Source organism: Halalkalibacter sp. HAAS-P014 (genome assembly GCF_056619965.1).
This window is the reverse complement of record NZ_JBWQTV010000010.1, coordinates 116,358-135,243: the sequence shown is the minus strand read 5'-3', so window position 1 is coordinate 135,243 and position 18,886 is coordinate 116,358. Positions and strand designations below refer to the sequence as shown.

The following is an 18,886-nucleotide window of genomic DNA, read 5'->3' as shown; positions in this document are numbered from 1 at the left end:
GAAAGAAGAAAAGTCTATCATTTTATATGTTTGGGGTCAGACCCCTTATTAGCAAGTTAACGCGTTAATGTAGTGTGGTAAGCAATTGAGTTCTTCTCCTCGAGATGGTGAGGGCTACCAACTTCCGAAAGTAGCTCCCATAAATACATAATTTTTCTGGGAATTACTTTTATTTTCTGGAAAGCTACTTCGATTACGTCCGATAAGCAAGTGGAAGAACAGCTTATTGTATTAAAGGAAGACGAGATCAAAGAAGACGGCTTAACGGCAATGCAAATTTTTGACGCCATCTATGCCCAGTCATCAAAACAACAGATCGGCCAGCTGCAAAATGTTGACTCGACACCGATTTATGTTGAGACGGAAAGTATAGTTAATTATCCCAATGACGGTTACAGGGGTGATTATCAGGCTGTTAGTTACGCAAAGAGAGCTAAGTGTCATGTCAGGAATGGGGGTAATAATGCTGATCGGGATCGTGTTAAATAACGCAATACTCCTCATTGATCGCACGAATCAATTACGCCTTGAAGAAAAGTCTGTTCATGAAGCAGTTATTGAAGCGGGGAAAAACCGGATCCGTCCGATTTTTATGACAACACTAACGACCATCGGTGGAATGCTGCCACTAGCCATTTCGACAGGGGTTGCAAGCAACTACCAAGCACCACTCGCGACGGTTGTCATCTCTGGCCTGTTATTCTCGACATTGATTACGTTATTATTGATTCCGGCTGTATATATGTTATTTGACGATATCGGCAACGGAATGAAACGGCTATTTAAGAAAAAACAACAGAAACCAAACGCAGGAATGGAGACATTAGAAAATTAACAACAAAGGCCCCTCATAGATGAGGGGCCTTTATAGCTGAGTTTAAGCAGCAACTTTTTCTTCATTTTTTTCTCTGAACGATCGACGACAACAGAGGCAGTTGCATCACCTAGAATATTTGTCGCTGTCCGGAACATATAAAGAATCCGGTCGATCGCAGCAACTAACGCTACACCTTCAATCGGCAAGCCAACAGCCGTTAAGACCATCACGAGCATAATTAGTCCGGACCAGGAACACCAGCTGCTCCATTGAAAGAGAGTCGCCGTAATCATGACGATTGCAAATTGCATCAGAGTTAGTTCGTATCCATAAAATTGAGCGATGAAAATAACAGCAACCCCTTGAAAGATGGCACCACCATCCATGACTTTCATGTTAATTATTTAATTCGTATCTGCCAACTATGAATTAAAACACCTGACCTCTATTAGAGAAAGTAGGAGGTCAGGAGTTACCTTTTATTCTAATAGGTAGCCAATCATGTATTCTGCCCACAGAAGGTGGCCTTCTTTGGTAGGCAATTGATCGTTTACATAGAGAGAAAAATCGTCTTCTTCTGGATCGGGCCAGATTGACCAGTGATCAGCGTAGAGATATTCTTCTTCACTTGTCCAATCTTTCAGTTCAGCTATTAGTTCTACATAGTCTTTATCATCTGTCTTAATGGGGATGGATGGAATAATGACAATCGTCGTATCGTCAAGTTCTCCATGTAATATATCTAGAATGTCTTCAATATGATCTAATGAATCTTCAAAAGTATCCTCTTTAAAATCATTTAAAAGAAAAGGCTCAATCAATAAAAGGTCAGGTTCATTTTCTAATATCGTGTCAAAATACTCATTTTCGTTTACTTCATCCGATGTTGCACGGTCCACATCAACAACGCTTAATTCAAGCTCATTATTCGGTAATAGAGGTTGTATTTCTGCTGCAAGTAGATGGGGAAGCGAGTCGGCATCATCGACATTGGATAAGGTATTTGAGCCGAATATAGTGAGCTGTATATCATCATCCTCTTCTTTTTCATTTGATAGCTCTTCAATGATTCCACCAAGCTCTCGCGTTTCATGAATAACTTCTTCTTCCTCGTTCTCATTCGATGCTGGCATCATTTGTAACTGCGACTCTTGTGCAATCGCGTTTAATTTATTTTGGTAATAAAAATGACCGAAAACAACAAAAGAGATACTTGCTATAATAACGGCAAAAAACAGAAATTTTTTCATAGACTTAAAACCACCTTTAATCAAGTTCCTAATAGAATGTAGAATGAATCTATCAGGTTAATTATTTCCATGGTAGAACTATAGCAACAATGAAAAAGGAAGTAAGCCGAAACATGTCAGTAAATGATAAGTTTTTTGCGACAAATGTTGCTATTTTAGTTGAGAATGGAGAAGGTGAGTATATATGAAAAGAGAATTTTGTTATAAAGAAGGGGAGGACTTGTAGTGGATACTTATTTTGTTGGATGGGGAACATTAGCATTGATTAATGCAGGACTTGCAAGGAAAGAATCGCACGGGCTTAAACTGGTTCTTACTATCCCTTCTACTAGGGCCGGTTGCAACATTTATTTTGTTATTGGTAGAGAAACGACAGTAGTAGATGTACCACAAATCAAAAAGTTCCTCTCGAAATTCAGCCAAGAGAGGAACTTTTTATCGTCCGTATAAAAATTGTACCGATGTAACCCTATACCAATCCAATAACAGTCCCTACCCAATGACAAGAAGAAGAATACGAACTGTTATTTTGGATAAAGGTGATCCATTTCAGACTTTTATCGAACAGATAGCCTTTAGTATCAATGTTGCCAACTATTTTATAAGCCTTACTAAATAACGTGTCCATCATTTCACTCCTTTTTTTGGATAGTTTGCTTCATATATTTGGAAATATACATGAAAATAATAAATGGGGTCTGACCCCAAAAAAGCTCAGCCTCAGCTGAGCTTTTTTACAAATGTATGATTTAAGTCAATTCCTACACCACTCCAGCCCGAGCAGTCAGGGCCTTCCATCGTGGTAATTGTATTTTCTTCCTTAATCAAAGTCATTTGGCAACCAAGTTCATCTTCGGCTTGGATCGCTTTATTTCCGTCTTTGATTGCATATCCTTCAATATGTCCAACATGAGTAGTGGAAACGTAAATCTCAAAATGAAACCCTTCTTGATCTTCATTAGAAATTGTGAGTGTTCCATTTACACCAGAGTCAGGAGAAATCTCCCATTCACCACTCCAATCAGAAGTGGAACTTTCCGTTGGTTCTCGAGAATCCTCATGATTTTTCGTTACTAACACATTGAGGATTTCATCGCGATGATTTTTTTCAACTTGTAAATCGTAATCCCCAGCATGGTAAACCAAAACTTCAACATCATCATATTGTTCATCGACAAATTGTTCATCAGGTTCACCAAGTGTCTGTAAGACGAAGTTACTATCGCCGTCGATAAGTGCCCCTGGAATGAAAAGTGTTGTAATGATCTCCTCATCGCTAAAAGGTACGGCATAACCGATATTGTCATAAAAATATGTTTCAGCTCCCCCTAACCAGTCCGTAATAGCATCAGGCTCACCTTTTTGTTCTAATACTTGCTGCAACTTCGTGCCAACAGCAAACTCGACAGTTGGAAATCGCCCATCTTTAGCTTGATCTAACCAATCATCACTAACAGAGATATAGGGATAAGGAAACGCATAAGACGATTGATCGCGCCACTTTTCATACAGTTGTTTCCCGTTATTCAAGCCGTCATAGAAAGTGTCATCATTATAGATCGTTTGATTTATAAGATTTAAAGTAAGTTGTTTCTCATCGAATTCCCATGTATTAAATATCCAACCAAATCCACGTTCCGAATCTTGATCTACATACTCAACATTTTGATAATAGGAGCCCTCAACATTACGAAATTCGCCATCGATAGTATACAGTAAGTCTCCTTCAGCTAATACTGGCTCTAGAACCCCATCAGCAAGAGCGAAAAGTTGCAAACTGTTTTGATCGCTTGAAACCTTTTGATAAATGGCTAACAGATCTTGTCCATTTTTATTGGTTGGTATGTAAGCCATTTCTTCGCCTTCATTAAAAATGAGAGGGGAACCTTCTTCTGTTTGAAACAACGAAATATGATCTTGTTTAATCGCGTAATTTTTGCCTTCTTCAGCTACATATATTTGATAGAAACCAGAGAAGATCGTTTCTCCTTCTGATCCTTGAAAGGAAGACGCATCTAACTGTGAAATCTCTTCATCAGGAGCGTAAATATGTATATTGAACAATTGGTTATTTTCATCTCTCATCGCAAAAGAGAATGTACTATTTTCGACCAAGTAATCGAGTTTTAACGTTGTTGAACCATTTTCAGGATGCTGATCGCCTTCAGGCTCTGTTGACTCTTCCACAGGTTGGTTAAAGTGTTGAACTAATTCAGCGTCATTACCGTTACTACTAGCCAGTACTTGTTCAGGTGCTGTTCCACATCCTGTTAAAAGTGAGACAATAAAAAATAAAGTAACAGCTGATATCATTGATTGTTTCATATTTGCTCCCCCCTCTTAAGTTTATATTTTTCTAGAATTATTTATAAAAATATCTCTCTAGAGAATTACCAAATAAAGGCTCAAATTTCCTGCTGACTTTTACAAATAGTTTTGAGAATTCATCGACAATATTCCCGGAATCAATGTTTATAAACATGAACGAATTTGGGAGTAGCAGAACGCTCTAAAACAAGATACGTAGGATGTCCACCTTATCATATGTAAGATATGCATAAATTAAAAGGCGCGATATAAATAGAAGGAGCTCGAATCTTGCTATTAGTAACAGCAAAAGGTGGCAATTTTCTATTCACATGTTTTTGTATGTCAAATTATCTGACGTAAACTCTTTTCATAGATTAATTTTTGTACTATTCTTATAATTAACAAAACAAAGAAATCTTATACAAACAATAGAAATGTGAAATTATCTAACTGAGGAGGAGTGACTGTTATGACAAATAATCTTAAGGGGTACAAAATTAAAAATTATTATTTAGCTGAAATTGAACAACGTGCTAAGGAAGAATACCGAAAAAAACTAGATACATGGAGCTGGGATATTTACATTGCTACAAATGATGACAAAGAATATCGTGGAATGGCGGTTGCTCCAGGCAAGGGGATTAAAGTTCCATGGACGCCATTAGAGGGACAAGACCTATTAGAAGTAATGATGGGAAAATGCGAAGAGAAAATGGCAGTATAATAAAAAGTAGTTAAAGAAGAGAACCTCATTTTTCTTTAACTACTAATAAATTAAGAAATCTTCAACTCTGTCAGTGCTATTAAGTCAGCTAAAGGAACGTTTAAGTCACGCGTGGGCATGTGGAAGAACGTTCTATGAAAAAGTAAATTATAAGCGTCGGCACATAGATGATAGTAATACTGGTCGTTCTTAAACTCTTTTGAAACAATTTCACCTGTAAAGGTACATTGTGAAAAGATGCTAATTTTTAGTGTAATAGGTATACCTTCAAGTAAAGGGAAATCTAGATCGGTCGATAACGTTAAACCGTCTGAACTAACTTGAATGACATTTACAATTGTTTTGTTCGAATTAATAATTTCATGACCAACCTTTTCAATTTTGGCATAAGCGCTAATGGGTTTTAGCTCACTTGCTTTAGGATAAAATCGTTTCTCCAAACGAATCCCCTCCATGAAATGTGAGTATATACTATAAGTATAGTACTAACCTGTTGCGAATTATGTTGCTTTTTGAAACCGATTTTGATTTTTCTGATTTTTTCGAGAGGAGGAAATTGTCCTGCTTCAAAAGGAATGACACAAAAGAGCGTTTCTACCTATCTAGAGTAGAAACGCTCTTTTTCTTTTTTTATACGATACATGGAGCGATCTGCTTGTTGTATTAACTGTTCAAACGTTTCTCCATGTACAGAGTGGAGAGCGAAGCCGATTGATGCTCCAAAAAAAGAGTTTTGAAATAGATCAATTTTGGTTAATTCTCTTTGAAGAAGTTGTTTGTAATCGGATTCAAAATCGCCTTCTTTAAGAGGAGAAAGGATGACAAATTCATCTCCGCCCCATCTAGCGACAAAATCATCTTTTTTTGAAATCCTTTTTAACACAACCGAAACTTGTTGTAATAATTCATCGCCTTTTTGATGCCCGTAAGTGTCGTTCACTTCTTTGAAATGATCAAGATCAATCAGGATTACGCCTAGGTTTTTCTGATTTTTTTTACAGCTAGAAGCAAGTTTGTCAAAGGAGCGAAGAATGGTGCGCCGGTTGTATATACCTGTAAGTGGATCTTTTTCTGAATAATATTTTGCCTTATCATACTGTAACCCACACCACCATGCGATTGTTAAAAAAATAGCTGTTAAAATAAAAAAATTGCTTTCAAATCGAAGCCCTAAATATTGATGATAATAAACATAACGAAGGATATTAAATAAAATAACTACTCCAATTGAAAAAAATCTTCCTCTATAACCCACTTAAATGACCTCATTTTCACATTAAAAATAATAAACCGGTGCTATTGTAACATAGGTTCTTGTGTAATATAGTCAATAATGAGAGACATTTTGTTAGATTATTAACGAAATCAGGAGAGAATGAAAAAGACTGCACAAAAATTGTTCGTTGCTTGCAGTTCTTGTTCATACTGATAGAATTTAAGTGAAGTTGAAACCAATCTAGGAAGCGTTCGTATGTAATACAGGAGGTGTTGAGATGAAGAAACCAAAGACGGATAAATTGCTAAAAGGCATGGTTAGTTCAAGCGTCGCGCTATTAGGGTTGACCGCTTGTGCACCGGGTGTGCAGGAAGAGTTGTTTTCGGTACCGGCAGAGCCAGAACCAGAGCACAATGTCCAACCTGATGCAGGGCCACCTTCACCTGAGGAAGCCGATTGTGATACGTGGACGTGGGATGAAGAAGCAGAAGGCTATCAATGTGTAGAAGAGGGCAATGAAAACTTTGGTCATTATTATTATGGTGGCAGTTGGTTTCCAACGATTGCAGCTTTTATGGCAGGTAGAGCGATGGCTGGTGGAGGTGCCGGGGGGGGCCAAGTAAGGCAGCCGGCTACAGATGGTCGCACAGATCAAAATGTTAATCAGCCACGTCAAGATCAAAATGAACAAAGAAGTCCCAACCGAGCAACCAACCCTCGCTCTGGTATGGGCGGTGGCGGTGTGTTTGGTGGATAACTGGAAGCAAAAGCGTGATACCTTTTATGCATCGATTCCACAATTTTGGGACCGTTTGTATGGGATGGAATACGCATTATATGATTGTCTCCCTATTAAGCAAGAGCTAACGGATGAGATTCGACGCGCAACTAATGAGGTGTATTCGATTTATAAAAAGGGTAACGCCATTATACGAAATGCGCCTGATGAAACGTTCCTTGACTTAGGGTTCCCCGCAAAAGCATTACCGTTTTTACGAATGATGAACTTGCCATATGAAACCGTAATTGGGCGATTTGATTTTGTTAAGTCTGATCATGGACTAAAGTTAATTGAATTCAACTCCGATACGCCTACATTTATACGAGAACTCTTCGAAGTAAATGGACTTGTATGCGATGAGTTTCGTATGGAGAACCCGAATTCATCCGAAGAAGATTATTTAGCGAAATCGATTCGTAACAGTGTATTTCACTGTGCGCGTGCAATGGATATAAAAGATCATCCCTATGTTGTCTTTACAGCCCATGAAGATGATATTGAAGACCACGAAACAATGATGTACTTAATGGGAATTGCTCAAATTAAAGGGGCGAAGTTTGTAGCACTTAGTCACCTCCAAGTCATTGATGGTGTTGGCGTATTTGATCAGTCAGGTAACAGAATTGATGTTGTTTATCGGCATACATATCCACTTGAAGCGTTAGTAGAAGACGTGGCAGATGATCAGTTTCCAATCGGCATAGAATTTATGAACCTTGTTGCTGAAAAGAAAGTAGGAATGCTAAATCCAGCCTCCGCGTTTTTAATGCAATCAAAAGCAGTAATGGCAGCAATTTGGGGGATGCATGAACAGCGCCACCCAATCTTCTCAGAACATGAACATGAAATGATCAGTCGTTACTTTTTGCCAACTTACCTAGATGAAGAACCGTTTCTTGAAACAGGAATGACATATGTGTCAAAACCGGCCTTTGGTCGAGAAGGAGATACTATAGAAGTACGAAGAGACGGAGAAATACTTTTTTCACAAAAAGCAAAATCGTATGAGCGATACGTTAAAGTTTTTCAACAGTTTGTTGAGCTACCCACTACCAAGATTCAAACAGAAAAAGGATTAGAGGAAGCTCATTTATTAATAGGAAGTTTCATCGTAAATGAAAAACCGAGTGCGTTTGGCATCCGGGCAGGAGCACAAATAACCGATAACCTCTCTTATTTTTTACCTTGTGGGGTGAAAGGAGTACATGAATGGACTTAACATTTTATTTACAGACATTTGATCACTTTATTATTTACCTTGCCGTCTCACTTGTGTTATTCGTAATTGGGACATACATTTTTAAATTAACGTCACCGTACTCAGAACGAGAACAGATCAAAAATGGCAATACAGCTGTGACGCTGAAATTACTCGGAAAAATGGCCGGGCTAGTTGTCGTACTACAATCGGCAATTCGCCATTCTATTAATTTAATTGACTTGATGATTTGGGCAGCGATCGCGATCATTATCCAAATCGTACTCCACATCGTTATTGAGTACGTACTAACAAGGGGGACCAATCTGGCAAAAGAAGTAGAAAAGGGCAATGTTGCCGTTGGTTTGTTACTTGGTGGTGTTTCGATATTAGTCGGGATGATTGTCGCGGCTACGATAAGCTACTAGAACGTGGGGGCGTGAGAGTTTCGGCCGGAAAAACTTATGAACTGGCCGGAATCAAGAGGTGGATGGCTGGAAAAACAGGAGGGGTAGCCGGAAAAGCCGTTGACTTGGCCGGAAACCGGATGAGAGTGGCCGGAATCAAGGGAGTTTCGGACGGAAAAAGAGAAAGTGCCGGAATAACAGGAGAACCGGCTGAAATCAAGAGAAGAGTGGCCGGAAAAGCTGGTGAGCCAGCCGAAAAAAAAGAGGATGGCCGGAATCATAAGAGAACCGGCCGGAATCCGAAGAGAAGTGATCGGAAAACATTAGAATCCAGCCGGAAACCGAACTAAACTTGCTGAAAAACCGATCCTAAAACTGAAAAGATGAATAACTTAATTTTATTCAAGGAGGTTGCTACAAACGTGCTTCCCTATAAATCACTTACAGAGCCGTTTGACCCCGATCGATATTTAAAACGCTGGCTAGAACTTGAGCGTAAAGTATCGGAGCGAGGTTTTACTTGGGCTTCATTATATGAGAATTACGAAGACAATCAGTATATGAGCGATTCTCTTTTGGTTATTCCATCTTCACTTGTCCGTGAAGTAGAAGATGCATCGCGAGCTGTAAATGATATTTTTCAAAAGACATATGAGCAAATAGGAAAAGATCGTTCTATTATCCATAAACTTGGAATTTCTGTTTTCTTATGGGATTTGCTGCTAGCTGAAGGTAAGCAGTTGTTTTCTTATTTTTGTCGCTATGATTTCATTGCGTCAGCGCAAGGGTTAAAAGTAATTGAGGGCAATACGGATACACCAGTCGGGTTAGTAGAAGCTGCGATCGCTCAAGATGTGCTCTGTAGGGAACATCAAAGAGCGAATCCGAATATTCAAATGGACGGAAAAATCCGTAATGCATGGAATCAAGTGATTCGTGATTACAATATTGCTAGTACGGATACATTGTATTTTACATGTGCGGATTGGCATGACGAGGATAAACAAACAGTTAGATATTTAATGGATTTGTATCCACAGCAGGCGCAGTACATACCACTTGAGGATATCGTTGTCGGAGAAGAGGATGTCAGGACACCAGAAGGAGAGAAAATTGACTTTTTGTATCGGCTTTATCCACTAGAGTATTTTCTAAATGAAAAAAGCGCGACCGGTGAGCAAATTGGAGAGCGCTTTATCGTGCATTTAATGAACGATAAAGTGAAAGTGATTAATCCTCCATCTGCACTTTTAATGCAATCAAAAGCAATTCTCTCATTGATTTGGGAGAAGAAAGATCAATGGTATACGAGAATTGAACAAGCGGCGATAGAGAAGTACTTTTTGCCAACGTACGATTCAGTTGGGAACATGACTTCATATGTGAAAAAGCCTGTACTTGGCCGTGAAGGTGGAGGGATTCAGGTTGTGTCTGGAGGCTCGGTGTTGGAAGAAGATGTAGACTACTATCAGGATCAAGCTACTGTTTACCAAGAATACTTTTCAATGCCAGATCAAACAATTGATACGTGGGACGGACCGTATACAGGCAAGTTACTGATTGGCTCCCACGTCATTAATGGTCAACCGAGCGGGCTGTTTTTCCGAGTCGGTGGCCTTATTACAGGGAACTTATCAATGTTTGTTGCATACACCACAGGGTAGGGGTCAGACCCCTCTTTTGTGCGTTGTAGGAGTAAAGAGGGGACAGTCCCTTGGGTGGCTCTTTACAGTGATAAAGAGTGGGTGCTGATCTTTTAATTAGGGGGGAATCATGTATTTTTTCTTGAAAATTAGTCTTGGTTTAATAAAAATGCGAAATGTTACGTTATTTTTGACCACTGCGCTATTCATTTTATTAAGTACAGTTGTTATGTATGTTCTCGAACCTGATAATTTTGAGAGCTTAGTAAATACCTTTTATTTCGTCATGACAACGTTCACAACTGTTGGTTATGGAGATTACTCACCTGTAACGATTCCAGCGAAAATCTATTCTGTGTTTATGTTTTTAATAGGAATAGGCTTACTTGGGGTCGTAATCGGGAAGATTGTTGATTCTTTTACGCTTTTTAGAAAGATGAGAGAGGAAGGACGGATGAGTTATATGAAAGAGCGACATGTTGTGATTATTGGCTGGGATAAGAAGTCAGAATCGGCATTACAAGAAATACTTGATTCCGATGAGGATATAGAAGTTGTTGTCATTGATACATTGCCTAAGGCACCAACTGAATTAATAAATAATACCCGCATTCATTATGTACAAGGGGACCCAACAACAGAAGAACCATATGAAAAAGCGAATCTATCAAAGGCTAGTGCTGTCATAGTTTTTTCGGATGACTCTATTCAAGATCCCTCTTTAAGGGATGCAAAGTCCTTACTTGTGGCAATTACAGTTGAACGCTTAGCTCCTGATGTACATACGACTGTTGAAGTGATGGCAGAAAAGAACATCTCCAACTTTTCTCACGTGCAAGTAGATGAATTCATCCTATCACAGGAGACAATCTCAAGGCTAGCTGTACGTTCTGCCCTATACAAAGGGGTCAGTCAAGTATACTCCCAGCTTATTAGTCGGCAGCATGGTGAAGATTTGTATAAAATCTCTAAAAAAGAGGAGTGGACAACCTATAATGATGCATTTCAAGATTTGCTCGTACAAGGGGCAACATTGATAGCAGATCGAAATTTATTAGATATTAATCGTCGGCTAAATGAAAAGATCCCAAATGAAGCAGTTCTTTACATCATTTGTAACCGGGAAACTTATGAGAAAATTGAGAAGTAGAGTGGGGGTCAGACCCCTCTTTTATGCGTTACTGTCATAAAGAGGGGTCAGACCCCTACAAAAAAAGTTAAAACCTGGGACTAATATACCGATATATAAGATATAAAAACTTATGGGTGTGAAAATCTTTGAAAATAAATCAAAATGTTATGGCGTTAAACTCTTTGAATAAATTGCAGCAAAATAGCTTTCGAGCAGGTAAAACAATGGAGAAGCTCTCTTCTGGACTACGCATCAACCGTGCAGCAGATGACGCAGCTGGATTGGCCATCTCTGAAAAAATGAGGTCGCAAATTCGAGGCTTATCACAAGCAGATCGAAATATTTTAGACGGCGTATCACTTATTCAAACGGCAGAAGGAGGACTCCAAGAAATACATAATATGCTTCACCGAATGAGGGAGCTGGCCGTTCAAGCAAGCAATGATACTTTAACAATTGAAGATAGACAAGCTATCCAAAAGGAAATAGAACAATTAACAAGTGAAATTGACCGTACTGCCAATTCAACTACTTTTAACGGTATACATCTGCTAAATAGTACGGGACTTACAAAGGAAATTACGACAACCGAGTTGGTACCCGTAACAGAAACGATCACACAGACAACTCCAACTATGAATAAAATTGTGACAGTTGAACCGGGAATTGCCAATAGAGTAACGGCTGGCTACATCGAAATACCGGAAGACCCTGATCCACCTTTATTAGAAGTAGAAGCCTTTTTTGGTACGGAGTCAGGAGCATACTGGCCTGATATGAATATTGTAAGCCCAAATGGTGAGGTTTTTGGCTATAACAGTGACTTTTTAAACTCATCTGTCTCAATAACAGATAATCAAAACACGTCTTCAACAATGGCGTCCTATAACGGATACGCTGCAAGCGATGAAAAAATGACGTTTGAAAATCCTATAAGTGGCAGGTGGTATATCGAAATAAGACACGATCACGGTGAATTTGCAACGACATTCAACCTCACCTCAAATTACTTAATTCATGACACAGAAATAACAGAAGAAACATACGAGACTGAAATTACAACCTGGGAAGAAGTTACAACAACCGAGACAGTAACAGATTTACCATTGCAAATCCAAACGGGAGCCAATGAAGGCCAACTTCTAGAACTAATCTTAACAGATGCTAGGGCTTCAACTATAGGAGTAGGAGATCTATCAATGATAACTGTTTCAGATGCTCATGAAGCTATTAAAAAATTAGATGCAGCGATAGCAACGATCTCATCTGAACGTTCAAAATGGGGCTCCTATGAAAATGCACTGCAGCATATTCATAGCAATGTATCAAATTATCATGTAAATCTATCTTCAGCTGAATCTCGTATAAGAGATGTAGACATGGCAGTTGAAATGACTGAATACACGAGACGTAATATCCTTAATCAATCAGCTACGGCGATGTTGGCCCAAGCGAACCAATTGCCACAAGGAGTTTTGCAACTGTTGCAATAGATTTCTAGCCTCGATTGTTCTGATGTCCAATTAACATGCATGTTTCAGTTCTTATAAACAAGGGAAATGGACATTATACATAGTCCATTTGAAGTTATAAATAGATGTTGAAAAAAGAAGCAAACCAAAGGAAGTGTAAAGGAGGACTACGATGGACAATGAACTAAAAGCGTGGAAAGAAAGTCTTGAAGCGGAAAAGGAAGAGCTTCTTAGACGTCAAGCTATTATCGAAGGACGGTTACTAAAGAGCGAAATGGTCTGGAATATTACCCAAGAAATTAGCCCGGACCAGCGCGCAACAATTTCAGAGACAGCTGAAAAGAACGTTGAACAATATCGTAAAGAGCTTGAACAATTCAAGGAGTTGAATGGTCCAAAGTTAAATGAAATCGAAGCGATTTTGGCGGTGTTGGAGAAGAAGGTAATGGAAACACTGTGAGTAATATATGTTTGATAATGAGCTGTTCTCAAAAGGTGAATAATATGGGGCCACTGGCTTTTTCGCTATTCGTCGAGAGAAGAAGTGCTCCTTGTTTTGGGTTGTTCTAAGGGATTTATACCTATGGGACAACCCTATTTTGTCGTCTTTTTTCAACTAAGATATTTAATTTTGTATTGTATAGGTCAAATGTCATAATGTATACTTAGGTGGAAATGAAAAATATGGAACTTTTTGTAGTGTTTTTCCAATTACACCTAGGAGCTTTGAATCATGAAACTAATTTTCAAAAAGAAAAAAATTAATAAGATACTTATCCTCGCCTTAGTTTCTTCTGTTATTTTATTACTTGGGATTACTTTTACTGCAAATGTTATTTCCGTTAAGAATAATATAGAAATGCCTAAACGAACATTACTATACGATAGGGATGAAGTAAGTCTCGTACCCCATGAGTCTTTTGAAAAAGGTGACATCCCAGAAATAATTTCAAAATACTTGATGGAAAATAACAAATTAGAATCTTTGCCTAAAATGTTATACCCCGATAACCCGTTGAAACGTCTTCTCTCACGTTATTTTTTGCGTTCTAAAACCCCTGAAGAGTTGGAGATTATCTTTATTAATCATGTATATGTTGGTCACGGACTAGTAGGGCTAAACAATGCATCGAGTTATTATTTTCAAAAAAATATAAAAGATTTAACAGAATTAGAAGCTGCTTTCCTACTTTATAAAGCAGAGCATTTACATTTCAAGCCATTATTAGAACAGTTTACAGTATTTTTCCATGAGATCAGTGAAGAGAATTATGTACATACAAACAAAAATGAAAGAGATAGCGAGGTTGCTGATTTCCATGACTCTCTCTATCATCAAGGCACTGCCATTCACTCCTATATTGATTACGTAATAGAAGAAATAAGAGAGCAAGGATTTGAGGAAGAGGAATACTTTCGCAAAGGGTATGAAATTTATACGAATATAGATTTAGACTTGCAGCAAGTGCTTTTCCATGCGTTTATGGAGGATGAATTATTTCCCGAAACAACTGATATCTTTGTAGAAGGCGCAATGGTTATCGCTGACCATGAAACTGGTGCCATACTTGGTTTGATAGGAGGCAGAAATTTTTTAGACACCCCCTTTAACCGTGCAACACAAACAACAAGACAGCCAGCCTCTTCTTTCAAACCGTTAATCGCATTTGCACCAGCGATAGAGGCAGGTTGGAAACCAGAAAGCCTCTTAGTTGACCAACCTATGACGTTTGGCGATTATACACCTCAAAATGCAGATCGCTCTTTTAGAGGTGAAGTTTCGTTAAAAGAAGCATTTATTGAGTCGTATAATGTACCGGCTGTATGGTTGTTGCACCAGATTGGCTATCAGACAGGTATTGAGGCAGTTCTAAATTATGACTTATTTGCCATTGACATAAACGATGGATATCGTAACGCACTAGGGTATACAAGCGTTGGTACATCGCCTTTAGCGATGGCGCAAGCGTATACTGTTTTTCCGAATAAAGGGAAGATGATCGAGTTAGCGGCAATTCATGAAGTGAAAAAATCAATTGGTCGTTCAATCGATCAACGCAAACCAAAACAGAAGAAAATGATCGAAACTGAAACGGCTAAAATCATGACAAAACTACTCGAGGAAGTCGTTAAAAAGGGAACAGGAAGTACGGCATGGTTTGATACAGAGCTTATAGCTGGGAAAACCGGTACAACATCTTTTGATGGTTGGTTTGTCGGCTTTGACGAGAACTACGTAGCTTCCATTTGGATTGGTCCAGATGAAGTTTCCCCTGGGACTCGTTTAGTACTAAGTCAGTTTGCCGGGAGGATCTTTCGTAATGTCTTTGAAGAATCCTATCAATCTATTAGAAAGAGAGGTGAAATCGAATGAATTGGTTTATTTTTCTCATGTTGTCAATTTTATTCATTATAACTCCTTATTTCAGAGGATTGTATTTTTCTTACGATTTTTATAGTGTTTCATTATTTATATGCAGTTTGTTTATTATGTTAGTGATTCGCCTGATAGTCACAAAAGAGCTGTATTCATTAAAAAATGTAGCTCTTTTCGTCATATTTCCATTGTGTTATTTGGTTTCACTTTTTATGGCGCAAAACCCTCAAGGTGCCTGGGACTCGTTTATCCGTTGGACCACTTACGTTGCCTTCTTTATATTGTTGTATTGGTCTAGTCTAAGTCCCAAAATTAGAAAGCTTTTGCCGATTGTGTTTCAAGTAACGGGTCTATGGTTGGCTATTCACATGATCCTTGTTCACTACCAGTTAATAGAATTTCATAAATCAATTATTCAAGAGCGCTTTTCGGGTGTGCTGCAATATCCGAATACATACGGATTACTGATGGCGGTATTTTTCTTATTTACATTAATCATGTTGACGAAAGAAAAGGAGAAATTTACAGCATCCTTAATGTATTCACTACCGTTAGTTGTGTATATGGTTTGCTTTATTGAGTCCTATTCTCGTGGTATGTATGTCATCTTGCCTTTTACATGGTTACTTGGATTGATTTTACTAAAGCCTTTTGAACAGATTCGTTATGTATTATTTACTATATTCTCGTTACTTGGAGCTCTTCTAGTTACGAGATTAATTGAAGCAGAGCCAACAATTGTCTCGCAGTATCCAGGCTTACTCACCTTACTACTGGTAAGTGTGCTAGTTTCATTCTTAATTGAAGTAGTAGATCATATCAGCAGACGTTATCGTGAAAAATGGAGTGTGCTTACAAATAAAGCATATTATCAATACATTTTACCAGTTGCTTTTCTATTTGTTGGGCTCTTAGGGTATTTAGACCTAACAAATGAAGGCTTAGTATATAAACAATTACCAGAAGCAATGCAAGAAAGAGTAACATCTATTGAAGTGGAAAATTCATCAGCAAGAGAACGCTATTTGTTTATGCAAGATGCGATCGAAATTAGTAAAGATTCTCCTTTAATCGGTTTTGGTGGTGAAGCGTGGTCTTCCCTTTCTTATAAATATCAACAGCTACCAATCCAGTCCAATAAAATTCACAATGGCTTTTTAGAGTGGATTGTTGATATTGGTTGGTTCGGATTAATTACTTTTTTGGTGCTCTTCGGATATCTCTATTTTATGATTTTTCAAAACTATTTAAGAGCCGGAGATCGCTCAACCTTTATTGCTGTAATCGTTGGAACCGTCACGATCTTCTCACATAGCTTTATGGATTTTAATATGTCGTATGGGACCATTTGGCTAATCATTTTTTGGATGTTTGTAATGGGGTTGGTTGAACAAACAAACGAAAAATCTAGTGCAAAATCTGAACCAGTTTTACCAAAATACCAAAAGTATGGACTATATGGATTTTTGATAGTAGTAATTTTCTGTTTTATTATTTCTTATCGTTTCAATCTAGCAGAACAAGAATATAACAATGCTAGGGTCATAAATTCTTTATTTGAACGGCATGAAATAGTCACTAAAGCAGTAACGTATAACAAAAACAATCTTAAATATTGGTATTTGCTAGGAGATGCTAATGTCCAACTTCATAACCATAATCAGTACACAGATGAGTTTAAAGTGCGTGTAGTCGATATTAGTGAAACGATTGCAAAGTTAGAGCCTAATAATTCAAATGTTCTATATCGAGCAGGATTGATGTTAGAGCAGGTGGGGGAGACAGAAAGAGCGTTAGACTATTATTTACGTGGGCTCAATATTGATAAGTTTCATCAAGATTTATATAAACAAGCATTGAATGTTTCCATATTTCTAACAACAAAAGATAATTTTGATGATAACAGAGGTAACGTGACCTACTCTGAGTTACCCGAAATGATCTTTGAAACGTATAAAACCAATGTCAAACTAGTTGAGGAAAATCCAATTGGGGATGCTCATAATAGCCGGGAGTTTGAAATGAGTAATGAAGCTCTAGAAGAAATGCTTAGATTTTATCATATAAAGGGATGGCATAAAGAGATTGTGGGTCTTGTACATGAGTATGGTAATGACAGCGAAGAGCTAGTTATTAAAGCGATAGCAGCATTATCTGATTTAGGAGAGGAAGAAGATGTAAACTTGATAATAGAGGGGTATGTCAATGATCCTGATCAATTAGACTTAAAAATAAGGGATTCAGAAACAAAATACTAAGAAAAAATTACTAGTAATTATAGACAAATTAACCATTATTAGGTATTATAAACTAGTAATTTCATATGGGATTACTAGATTATAGCTAAAAAGGAGGTGGACAAGGGATCCTAATAAAAATGAAAAAGGGGACCGAAGAAAATGAAAAAAAGCAGTAAACTATCATTTATTAGTGGCTTAACAGCTTTTGCGTTAATTCTTGCGCCAATTGGAACAACAACTACATACGCAGCGAGTGATGATAACAGTGTAACCGATGACGTTTACACTGTAACTGAGGATGTGTATACAGTAACAGAAGATGTTTATAGTGAAGATGTACATAACGATGTGTATCAAGAAAATGTACATGAAGATGTATACGACACGGTGCCAGGAGACGTGTATGACAATGTACATGAAGATGTATACAACACAGTGCCAGGAGACGTGTATGACAATGTACCTGGAGATGTATATGATACAGTGCCAGGAGGCGTATACAATAATGTACCAGTAGCAGAGCACGTATATGCGATTGATGAGACTGATTTCGTTTATGAATCAGAGACAAAAGTATATAGCTTTAAAACACCTGCCAATTCTATTACTATTACTGCAGATGTAGCACAGCAGTTTGAAAGTGATAGTAAAGTAGAGCTAAGTAATAATAATGTAACAGTTCTAATTCCTGCGTCCATCCTTGATGGCGAACAAGTAACTTTCACTTTTGGTGAAGTTTCTGAAAGTATCAAGAGTAAAAATAGTAAAGGCCTATTAAGTGAATTATATGATTTCTCTTTAATAAAGGCTGACGGTACTAAAATTACTCAATTTGGTGACGCACCAATTACATTAACGTTTACAGTTGATCCAAGCCTTGTTGATAACTGGGAAAATGTACGAGTTGTTTACATTGATGAAAACGGTGATAAGCAAGAGTATATAAAACCGGTCTACAATGCGGAAACAGGTGTAGTAAGTGCAGACGTGACTCACTTCAGTATATACGGAGTGTTTGAGTTTACAAATGAAGAGTTAGCAGCTATCGAAGGAACAGAAGAAACTTCAGAAGAGACATCAGAGGAGACATCTAAAGAGTCTACTAAATCTGAAGATGCTGATTCAGATGAGGCTGCTGCAACTACAAGCAACTCTAACAATGAGACAAAAGGTGGCCAAGTGTTACCAGATACAGCTACAAACTTATTTAACTTCTTGTTAATCGGTGCATTATTAGTAGCAGCTGGTATGATTGCTTTATTGGTTGCTAAAAGAAAGCAAGTTGCTACAGTCTAAATTAAGATGAACAGAGGGCTCCA

At 38.0% G+C, this 18,886-nt stretch carries 20 protein-coding genes; 14 read left to right on the top strand and 6 right to left on the bottom strand.

Translation table 11 applies throughout. The features are described 5' to 3' along the window. Positions 1-385: 385 nt before the first annotated feature. The gene (locus AC1FXZ_RS08225) at positions 386-835 is read left to right on the top strand and encodes an efflux RND transporter permease subunit (protein ID WP_480052447.1); all 450 of its coding nucleotides are present in this window, start codon (positions 386-388) and stop codon (positions 833-835) included. Here AC1FXZ_RS08225 and AC1FXZ_RS08220 read toward each other — a convergent pair. Then, positions 832-1,212 (bottom strand): dicarboxylate/amino acid:cation symporter, encoded by a 381-nt coding sequence (locus AC1FXZ_RS08220; RefSeq protein ID WP_480052445.1) that lies wholly within the window; start codon positions 1,210-1,212, stop codon positions 832-834. The genes AC1FXZ_RS08225 and AC1FXZ_RS08220 overlap by 4 nt on opposite strands. Positions 1,213-1,296: 84 nt before the next feature. After that, complete coding sequence (locus AC1FXZ_RS08215; RefSeq protein ID WP_480052443.1) at positions 1,297-2,067, bottom strand: SGNH/GDSL hydrolase family protein; 771 nt, start codon at positions 2,065-2,067, stop codon at positions 1,297-1,299. A 225-nt stretch (positions 2,068-2,292) separates the two neighbouring features. Here AC1FXZ_RS08215 and AC1FXZ_RS08210 point away from each other — a divergent pair, with 225 nt between their 5' ends. Beyond that, complete coding sequence (locus AC1FXZ_RS08210) at positions 2,293-2,517, top strand: hypothetical protein (protein WP_480052590.1); 225 nt, start codon at positions 2,293-2,295, stop codon at positions 2,515-2,517. 19 nt (positions 2,518-2,536) lie between these two features. On the opposite strand, the gene AC1FXZ_RS08205 is transcribed toward AC1FXZ_RS08210, so the two are convergent. Beyond that, a complete protein-coding gene (locus tag AC1FXZ_RS08205) occupies positions 2,537-2,695 on the bottom strand; it encodes a hypothetical protein (protein ID WP_480052441.1) in 159 nt (52 codons plus the stop codon). 92 nt (positions 2,696-2,787) lie between these two features. Then, entirely contained in the window at positions 2,788-4,392 is a 1,605-nt protein-coding gene (locus AC1FXZ_RS08200) for a hypothetical protein (RefSeq protein ID WP_480052439.1), read from the bottom strand. Positions 4,393-4,846: 454 nt separating this feature from the next. Between AC1FXZ_RS08200 and AC1FXZ_RS08195 the strand changes: the two genes are divergently transcribed. Then, positions 4,847-5,101: a hypothetical protein gene (locus tag AC1FXZ_RS08195; RefSeq protein WP_480052437.1), complete on the top strand. Its 255-nt coding sequence runs from the start codon at positions 4,847-4,849 to the stop codon at positions 5,099-5,101. Between the two features lie 50 nt (positions 5,102-5,151). Here AC1FXZ_RS08195 and AC1FXZ_RS08190 read toward each other — a convergent pair whose 3' ends face one another. Both AC1FXZ_RS08190 and AC1FXZ_RS08185 read right to left on the bottom strand, forming a co-directional pair. Further along, positions 5,152-5,541 (bottom strand): hypothetical protein, encoded by a 390-nt coding sequence (locus AC1FXZ_RS08190; RefSeq protein WP_480052435.1) that lies wholly within the window; start codon positions 5,539-5,541, stop codon positions 5,152-5,154. Between the two features lie 158 nt (positions 5,542-5,699). Further along, positions 5,700-6,356: a GGDEF domain-containing protein gene (locus AC1FXZ_RS08185; protein ID WP_480052433.1), complete on the bottom strand. Its 657-nt coding sequence runs from the start codon at positions 6,354-6,356 to the stop codon at positions 5,700-5,702. A gap of 238 nt (positions 6,357-6,594) precedes the next feature. On the opposite strand from AC1FXZ_RS08185, the gene AC1FXZ_RS08180 reads away from it, so the two are divergent. The 11 genes from AC1FXZ_RS08180 (at position 6,595) to AC1FXZ_RS08130 (ending at position 18,863) form a co-directional block, all read left to right on the top strand. Next, positions 6,595-7,074, top strand: a complete 480-nt coding sequence (locus AC1FXZ_RS08180; protein ID WP_480052431.1) for a hypothetical protein — start codon at positions 6,595-6,597, stop codon at positions 7,072-7,074. After that, on the top strand, positions 7,067-8,317 hold the full coding sequence (locus AC1FXZ_RS08175) for a glutathionylspermidine synthase family protein (RefSeq protein WP_480052429.1): 1,251 nt from the start codon (positions 7,067-7,069) through the stop codon (positions 8,315-8,317). The genes AC1FXZ_RS08180 and AC1FXZ_RS08175 overlap by 8 nt, the downstream gene beginning before the upstream one ends. Beyond that, entirely contained in the window at positions 8,308-8,724 is a 417-nt protein-coding gene (locus AC1FXZ_RS08170; RefSeq protein ID WP_480052427.1) for a DUF350 domain-containing protein, read from the top strand. The genes AC1FXZ_RS08175 and AC1FXZ_RS08170 overlap by 10 nt, the downstream gene beginning before the upstream one ends. 11 nt (positions 8,725-8,735) lie before the next feature. Beyond that, a complete protein-coding gene (locus tag AC1FXZ_RS08165; protein WP_480052425.1) occupies positions 8,736-9,053 on the top strand; it encodes a hypothetical protein in 318 nt (105 codons plus the stop codon). Positions 9,054-9,125: 72 nt separating this feature from the next. Next, on the top strand, positions 9,126-10,367 hold the full coding sequence (locus tag AC1FXZ_RS08160) for a glutathionylspermidine synthase family protein (RefSeq protein WP_480052423.1): 1,242 nt from the start codon (positions 9,126-9,128) through the stop codon (positions 10,365-10,367). A 109-nt stretch (positions 10,368-10,476) separates the two neighbouring features. Continuing rightward, on the top strand, positions 10,477-11,496 hold the full coding sequence (locus AC1FXZ_RS08155) for a potassium channel family protein (protein WP_480052421.1): 1,020 nt from the start codon (positions 10,477-10,479) through the stop codon (positions 11,494-11,496). Between the two features lie 128 nt (positions 11,497-11,624). Next, complete coding sequence (locus tag AC1FXZ_RS08150) at positions 11,625-12,971, top strand: flagellin N-terminal helical domain-containing protein (protein WP_480052419.1); 1,347 nt, start codon at positions 11,625-11,627, stop codon at positions 12,969-12,971. 151 nt (positions 12,972-13,122) lie between these two features. Then, the gene (locus AC1FXZ_RS08145; protein ID WP_480052417.1) at positions 13,123-13,410 is read left to right on the top strand and encodes a hypothetical protein; all 288 of its coding nucleotides are present in this window, start codon (positions 13,123-13,125) and stop codon (positions 13,408-13,410) included. Between the two features lie 273 nt (positions 13,411-13,683). Beyond that, on the top strand, positions 13,684-15,324 hold the full coding sequence (locus tag AC1FXZ_RS08140; RefSeq protein WP_480052415.1) for a transglycosylase domain-containing protein: 1,641 nt from the start codon (positions 13,684-13,686) through the stop codon (positions 15,322-15,324). A gap of 215 nt (positions 15,325-15,539) precedes the next feature. Continuing rightward, the gene (locus AC1FXZ_RS08135) at positions 15,540-17,585 is read left to right on the top strand and encodes an O-antigen ligase family protein (RefSeq protein WP_480052413.1); all 2,046 of its coding nucleotides are present in this window, start codon (positions 15,540-15,542) and stop codon (positions 17,583-17,585) included. A gap of 141 nt (positions 17,586-17,726) precedes the next feature. Beyond that, positions 17,727-18,863, top strand: a complete 1,137-nt coding sequence (locus tag AC1FXZ_RS08130) for an LPXTG cell wall anchor domain-containing protein (protein WP_480052411.1) — start codon at positions 17,727-17,729, stop codon at positions 18,861-18,863. Positions 18,864-18,886 lie beyond the last annotated feature (23 nt).

Bases quoted from the DNA above. Each gene is read 5' to 3' on its own strand.
- AC1FXZ_RS08195 (WP_480052437.1), top strand. From the start codon at position 4,847: ATGACAAATAATCTTAAGGGGTACAAAATTAAAAATTATTATTTAGCT.
- AC1FXZ_RS08180 (WP_480052431.1), top strand. From the start codon at position 6,595: ATGAAGAAACCAAAGACGGATAAATTGCTAAAAGGCATGGTTAGTTCA.
- AC1FXZ_RS08130 (WP_480052411.1), top strand. From the start codon at position 17,727: ATGAAAAAAAGCAGTAAACTATCATTTATTAGTGGCTTAACAGCTTTT.
- AC1FXZ_RS08135 (WP_480052413.1), top strand. From the start codon at position 15,540: ATGGCGCAAAACCCTCAAGGTGCCTGGGACTCGTTTATCCGTTGGACC.
- AC1FXZ_RS08215 (WP_480052443.1), bottom strand. From the start codon at position 2,067: ATGAAAAAATTTCTGTTTTTTGCCGTTATTATAGCAAGTATCTCTTTT.
- AC1FXZ_RS08140 (WP_480052415.1), top strand. From the start codon at position 13,684: ATGAAACTAATTTTCAAAAAGAAAAAAATTAATAAGATACTTATCCTC.
- AC1FXZ_RS08170 (WP_480052427.1), top strand. From the start codon at position 8,308: ATGGACTTAACATTTTATTTACAGACATTTGATCACTTTATTATTTAC.
- AC1FXZ_RS08220 (WP_480052445.1), bottom strand. From the start codon at position 1,212: ATGAAAGTCATGGATGGTGGTGCCATCTTTCAAGGGGTTGCTGTTATT.
- AC1FXZ_RS08200 (WP_480052439.1), bottom strand. From the start codon at position 4,392: ATGAAACAATCAATGATATCAGCTGTTACTTTATTTTTTATTGTCTCA.
- AC1FXZ_RS08145 (WP_480052417.1), top strand. From the start codon at position 13,123: ATGGACAATGAACTAAAAGCGTGGAAAGAAAGTCTTGAAGCGGAAAAG.
- AC1FXZ_RS08225 (WP_480052447.1), top strand. From the start codon at position 386: ATGACGGTTACAGGGGTGATTATCAGGCTGTTAGTTACGCAAAGAGAG.
- AC1FXZ_RS08155 (WP_480052421.1), top strand. From the start codon at position 10,477: ATGTATTTTTTCTTGAAAATTAGTCTTGGTTTAATAAAAATGCGAAAT.
- AC1FXZ_RS08205 (WP_480052441.1), bottom strand. From the start codon at position 2,695: ATGGACACGTTATTTAGTAAGGCTTATAAAATAGTTGGCAACATTGAT.